Source organism: Pseudomonas sp. TE31087 (assembly GCF_057284075.1).
The window spans coordinates 4,976,407-4,982,500 of record NZ_JBXVNN010000001.1; the positions used below are offsets into that span (position 1 = coordinate 4,976,407).

General features: G+C 63.3%; 4 protein-coding genes. 3 read left to right on the top strand and 1 reads right to left on the bottom strand.

All coding sequences use genetic code 11. The annotated features are described in order from the left end of the window. Positions 1 to 35 precede the first annotated feature (35 nt). Complete coding sequence (locus ACZ899_RS22500; protein WP_234563011.1) at positions 36 to 1,142, bottom strand: peptidase C39 family protein; 1,107 nt, start codon at positions 1,140 to 1,142, stop codon at positions 36 to 38. A gap of 92 nt (positions 1,143 to 1,234) precedes the next feature. Here ACZ899_RS22500 and ACZ899_RS22505 point away from each other — a divergent pair, with 92 nt between their 5' ends. The 3 genes from ACZ899_RS22505 to gabP all read left to right on the top strand — a co-directional run bounded on the left by ACZ899_RS22505 (position 1,235) and on the right by gabP (position 5,639). Next, positions 1,235 to 2,821 (top strand): RimK family protein, encoded by a 1,587-nt coding sequence (locus ACZ899_RS22505; RefSeq protein WP_234563012.1) that lies wholly within the window; start codon positions 1,235 to 1,237, stop codon positions 2,819 to 2,821. 12 nt (positions 2,822 to 2,833) lie between these two features. After that, complete coding sequence (locus ACZ899_RS22510) at positions 2,834 to 3,892, top strand: magnesium transporter CorA family protein (RefSeq protein WP_234563013.1); 1,059 nt, start codon at positions 2,834 to 2,836, stop codon at positions 3,890 to 3,892. A gap of 352 nt (positions 3,893 to 4,244) precedes the next feature. Further along, positions 4,245 to 5,639, top strand: a complete 1,395-nt coding sequence (gene gabP / locus ACZ899_RS22515) for a GABA permease (RefSeq protein ID WP_234563014.1) — start codon at positions 4,245 to 4,247, stop codon at positions 5,637 to 5,639. Positions 5,640 to 6,094: the final 455 nt, after the last annotated feature.

A 6,094-nucleotide genomic window follows, 5' to 3' on the forward strand; every position in this document is an offset into this window, starting at 1 on the left:
GGCCGCCCGCACCGCAGTCAGCCGGCGGTCTCTGTTTACGCCGCAGTTTCACTCCCTGCATACACCACCACCGCCGCCCGCAACTTGCGACCGCCGAACAGGCTCATGCGCTGGAACTCCTGGTGGCTGACCGGCAGGTGCTGGCAGTCCAGCACCTGCCGGTGACGAGCGTGGTCGGTGTCGGGGTCGTGCAGGTAGACGAAGTCGTCGTCGCAGGCGGTGACCAGCACCCAGTGCGGCGCCTTGCTGCCGGTCAGCCGGTAGTTGCTGATGAGTACCAGCGCCAGGCCGCCTTCGGCCAGTACCCGGGGCAGATTGGGCGCCTGCCGCGCGACTACCACGTCGCTGTCCTGCAACTCGGCGCAGAAGTCCTCATGGACCAGGCGCATGACTTCCTTCTTGCCGGGCTGGCGCACACCGTCGAGAAACAGCGGCCCCTCGGTATTGAGCAGCAGCCTGACGCGAAAGCCCCGGCGCCAGGCGGCCAGCGCCAGCCCATGAGGGCTGCAGCCGCCGTGACCGGAGGTCATGAACACCGTGGTCGCCTCGCGCCACAGGCGCAGTTCCTCGCGACGGCTCGGCGGGCGCTGCGGTTGCAGCGCGGCCATGGCCATCAGCAGGCAGGCCGGGCCGCAGGTGAAGTCGGTGGTCTGGGCGTAGTAGGGGACCGGTCGCGTCTCGCCCGTCGGGTGCTGGAGGATGCGCTTCTCGTAGCGCAGGGCGCTGGTGTGGTCCTCGTAGTAGTCGTCGACCTGGGCGAAACGACGGTAGCCGTGGCGTTCGTACAGGGCGATGGCTTTTGGATTGTCAGTGCGTACTTCAAGACGCAAGTAGGCGCGCTCGTGCTCCAGGGCGCAGCCTTCGGCCTGTTCCAGCAGGCGGGCGCCAAGGCCATGGCCACGCGCCTGTTCGGCAATGGCGATGGAATACAGGCGGGCCAGCGAGGTGCCGCGGTGGAACAGCAGCAATGCATAGCCCATCAGCTGGCCGTCGCGTTGCGCCACCAGCAGGCTGGCATTGGCGTGGGACAGCATCCAGCGAAAGCTGCGTGGGGTCAGCCGGTCGAGGGCGAAGCACTGGTTCTCCAGCGCCAGCAGGGCCGGCAGGTCGTCAACAGTTGCCAGGCGAAATTCGATGTGCATAGGGCCGCCGTAAAAGTTGCGTAATGAAACGGGACATTCGAAAAACTTCGTGCTTAATAGAAACCGTGTCTACCCAACACAGGGCTTCAAACATGTCTTCGTTTCAGGAACCCTTACCTGGCTGGCCCGGGGAAAGTTCACACTCAAGTACAACTGGTGTTATTTATCCACTGACCCTGGATAACAAGTCAAGTCAGCTGGTGATCATCGTGGAACGGCGTGAAGACTGGGCTTCGTACCTGCCCAGCGAGGATGTCGTGACAGCCCAGGAATACCTGGAGGAGCCACGCGAGGCCGATAACGGCAAACGTGTCCAGGTAATAAACCTATGTCGAAATTATAAATATCTAGGTCACGGTTATTATTGTTCGTTGTTGGCCGAGGCGCGCGGGCATAAAGTCATTCCCTCGGTCAGAAGTATCAGTGAGTTGACCCGCAAGTCGTTATACGGATTGGCCCTCGACGACATGGCGCGCAGCCTCGAGAGCGCCTTGGCCAATCACCCCTACGGCGAAACCGAAGGGTTCACCCTGACCCTGTATTTCGGCCGTACCGATCTGGAACCGCTGCAGGACATCGCCCGCCAGCTGTTCGAAAGTTTCCCGTGTCCGATTCTGCTGGTGGAGTTCCGCAAGACCAGCGCCTGGCATATCGCCGGGGTCAAGGCCGGCGCGCTGCACAAGTTGCGCGAAGACCAGCAGGACCCGTTCGCCAACGCCCTCGATGGCTTCAGTCGCCGGATCTGGCGCCAGCCGCGCTCGCGGCGGGTGGCGCGTTACGACCTGGCGATCCTTCACGACCCCGACGAAGCGCTGCCGCCGTCCAACCCCAAGGCGCTAGAGCACTTCATTCGCGCCGGGCGCCAACTGGGGGTCGATGTCGAGCTGATCGGCAAGAAGGACTACGCCCGCCTGGCCGAATACGACGCGCTGCTGATCCGCGAGACCACCAGCGTCGACAATCACACCTACCGCTTCGCCAAGAAGGCCGAGAGCGAAGGGCTGGTGGTGATGGACGACCCGGCGTCGATCCTGCGCTGCACCAACAAGGTCTACCTGACCGACCTGCTGCGCAGCCATCGCCTGGCCATGCCGGCCAGCGAGATCCTCTACCGCGACAACCCCCAGGCCCTGGAAGGCATCGGCGAGCGGCTGGGCTTTCCGCTGGTGCTGAAGATACCCGACGGCTGTTTCTCCCGGGGCGTGATCAAGGTCAAGGACCCCGCCGAACTCCAGGCCGCCACCGGCGAACTGTTCGAGCACTCGGTGCTGCTGCTGGCCCAGGAATACCTCTACACCGAATACGACTGGCGTATCGGCGTGCTCAATCGCAAGCCGATCTTCGCCTGCCAGTACTTCATGTCCAAGGGCCACTGGCAGATCTTCAACCACCAGGCCCAGCGCGACGAGGTCAACGGCGAGTGCCGCACCCTGGCCGTGCACGAGGCGCCGCGGGCGGTGGTGGAGCTGGCGGTGAAGGCCGCCAACCTGATCGGCGATGGCCTGTATGGCGTCGACCTCAAGCAGGTCGGTGATCGGGTGGTGGTGATCGAGGTCAACGACAACCCCAACCTCGACGCCGGCATCGAGGACGCCTACCTGCACGACGACCTCTACACCCTGGTGCTGGAGGAATTCATCCGCCGCCTGGAGCAGAAGCGCCGGGGGCAAGCCTGGTAACGAGGTGCTGGCATGATCGAAAGCTACAGCCTGGCCCATGGTCAGTTGCGCAAGCGCGAAGGGCTCGATTGCGAGGTGCTGCTGTTCGTTGAACCGGACAGCGCCGAGCGTGAACTGTTGCAGGCGTGGTTCCACCTGGATGCCCATGCCCTGGCTTCGGCACTCGACCCGGACGAGGTGTCGCGCATCGAACTGCACCGCGATGGCCTGTTTCTGATCTGGAAGCGCCCGGAGAGCTACACCGGGGGAGACAGTTTCGCCTTCCAGGTGTCTTCCTTCGGCATGCTGATGGTCGACGGCCACCTGGTGTTGATCGCCCCGGACGCCTCCCTGCTCGACGGCCTCGGACAGCGCCATGCACTGCACGATCCGATGGATGTGTTGTTGGCCATCCTGCTCGACAACCTGCACCACTACCTGGGGCACCTGAAGGTGATCAAGATGGTCGCCCGCGAACTGCAGCAACGTTTCGAGCAGTCGCTGGAGAACCACCACCTGATGCAGATGTTCAACCTCAGCGAAAGCCTGATCCACTATATCAATGCCATCCACAGCAATGGCGCGGTGCTCTCGCGCCTGCGCGCCCATGGCGAGAAGCGTCATTTCAACCCCGAGGTGCTGGCGCTGATCGACGACCTGGTGATCGAGAACAACCAGTGCCACAAGCAGGCCGAGATCTACTCGACGGTGTTCGCCGGCTTGATGGATGCCCGCGGCAACCTGGCCAACAACGCGATGAACGAGACCCTGCGCAAGCTCACCCTGATCAACGTGGTGTTCCTGCCGCTGAACCTGATCGCCAGCATTGGCGGCATGTCCGAGTTCAGCATGATGACCGCGGGCGTGCCGTGGTGGCTGGCCTATGCCGTGCTGGTGCTGGCGATGATGCTGCTGGGTGTGCTCATGGTGCTGGCGCTCAAGCGCCTGGCCCGTGGTCGTGTGGGAGCGGGCTTGCCCCGCGATAGCGCCAGCCCAGGCAAAGAGGTTTTCCCTGCAATCGCAATCGCGGGGCAAGCCCGCTCCCACGCCATACCTGATGCGTGCAACGCCATGAACGGGAGAATGCGATGAGCAACCTGCAGATCGGCCTGATGATCGTCACGGTGATCGTGGTGTTCGCGGTGGTGAACTTCTACTGGGACTATCTACGCGACCGCGAATGACGCAAACAGGCATGCCCAGGGGCTTGACTGACGTGCATGGGCACGCAGTGTCGTGATCGAACAGTTGTCTGACGTTTTCGAGCATTTTGCTGGCGCCGCGCCCGGCTTAAAGTGAAGCCCGCATCCCCACGGTGCGTTGCCCGGGCGCTTGAGAAGGCCGTAACAGAGCGTGCGCAACGTACTCCGCCCTTAGCCGAGGAGACCGTTTCGCCCGCGCCTGCCCGTCCCTTCCTTGTGTCAGCAAAAAGAGAACAAGACCAATGAACACCGTGGGAACTGATGGCAACCTTGCTCAAGGTTTCAAGCCACGTCACGTAACGATGCTGTCCATCGCCGGCATCATCGGCGCGGGGCTCTTCGTCGGCTCCGGACACGCCATCGCGGCGGCCGGTCCGGCCACCATCCTCTCCTATTTCGTGGCCGGCACCCTGGTGGTGCTGGTCATGCGCATGCTCGGCGAAATGGCCGTGGCCCACCCCGACACCGGCTCGTTTTCCACCTACGCCGACCAGGCCATCGGCCGCTGGGCCGGCTACACCATCGGCTGGCTGTACTGGTGGTTCTGGGTGCTGGTGATCCCCATCGAGGCGCTGGCTGCCGGGCATGTGCTCAACGCCTGGTTCCCCCAGGTGGACAGCTGGATCTTCGCCCTGGCCTCGGTACTGCTGCTGGCCTGCACCAACCTGTTCAGCGTGGCCAAGTACGGTGAGTTCGAGTTCTGGTTCGCCATTCTCAAGGTCACCGCCATTCTCGGTTTCATCGGCCTGGGCTTCGCCGCGCTGGCGGGCTGGTTGCCGGAACGCGAGGTCAGTGGGCTGAGCACGCTGGTGGATGAGCACGGCGGCTTCGCGCCCAAGGGCTGGTCCGCGGTGGTCGGCGCCTTCATCACCGTAATGTTCAGCTTCATCGGCACCGAGGCGGTGACCATTGCCGCCTCCGAGTCCAGCGACCCGGCGCGCAATATCGCCAAGGCCACCCGTTCGGTGATCTGGCGCATCAGCACCTTCTATATATTGTCGATCTTCGTGATCATCTCGGTAGTGCCGTGGAATGACCCGCAGCTGGCGGTGGTGGGTTCCTACCAGCGCGCGCTGGAAATCATGAACATCCCCAATGCAGCGCTGATGGTCGACTTCGTGGTGCTGATCGCGGTAACCAGCTGCATGAACTCTTCTATCTATATTGCCTCGCGGATGATGTACTCGCTGGCCAAGCGGGGTGATGCGCCGGCTTTGCTGAAGAACACTTCCAAGGTGGGTGTACCGCGCGCCGCGGTGTTCGGCAGCACCCTGATCGGCGCGGCCATCGCCATCCTCAACTACTTCGCGCCCAAGGGCGTGTTCGAGTTCCTGCTCGCCAGCTCCGGCGCCATCGCGCTGCTGGTGTACCTGGTGATCGCCATTTCGCAACTGCGCATGCGTGGGCGGCTGGAGCGCGAGAACGCCAACCTCAAGTTCCGCATGTGGCTGTTCCCCTGGCTGACCTGGGCGGTGATCCTGTTCATCAGTGGCGCCCTGGCCGTGATGATGTTCACCGAGGAGCACCGCGCCGAGGTAACCGCCACCCTGAGCCTGGCGATCGTGATCTCGTTCCTGGGTATCGTCACCACGCGTGGCCATTCCCGCAGCGCGGTGGGGGTGCGTTCGGCAGGATAACCAGTGGTGCCCACGCCGAAACCGCGTTGGGCCAACAAGGCGTACAGCGATAACCTTATTACAGGACAGACTGGCCCAAAACAGATGTGGGAGGTGCCTGTCTTGGGATTGGGTTGTGTGTGCGAGGTGTTCGCCGTGGGGGGGCGTTGTGTTCCAGAGGTGTTCGCCGAAGATTCTCTGGCGCCTATGAGATCGAGCGCCGCCCGCGCGGCGCATCGCGGGGCGAGCCCGCTCCCACATTTGTTTCGGGCCAATCGCTCCTGGGCCATTACCTGGTCCGCCTTGTTGGTCCGACGCGGTTTCAGCGTGGTCACCACTGCCGCTGCGCACGACTCGAGGCATGCACCAAGGCAGGCGCCGATACTTTCACAGGCATAATTGGCCCGAAACAGATGTAGGAGCGGCCTTGTGCCGCGATGCGCCGCGCGGGCGGCGCTCGGTCTGATAGGCGCTGC

Coding starts and splice junctions, on each gene's coding strand:
- ACZ899_RS22500 (WP_234563011.1), bottom strand. CDS start 1,142: ATGCACATCGAATTTCGCCTGGCAACTGTTGACGACCTGCCGGCCCTG.
- ACZ899_RS22505 (WP_234563012.1), top strand. CDS start 1,235: ATGTCTTCGTTTCAGGAACCCTTACCTGGCTGGCCCGGGGAAAGTTCA.
- ACZ899_RS22510 (WP_234563013.1), top strand. CDS start 2,834: ATGATCGAAAGCTACAGCCTGGCCCATGGTCAGTTGCGCAAGCGCGAA.
- gabP (WP_234563014.1), top strand. CDS start 4,245: ATGAACACCGTGGGAACTGATGGCAACCTTGCTCAAGGTTTCAAGCCA.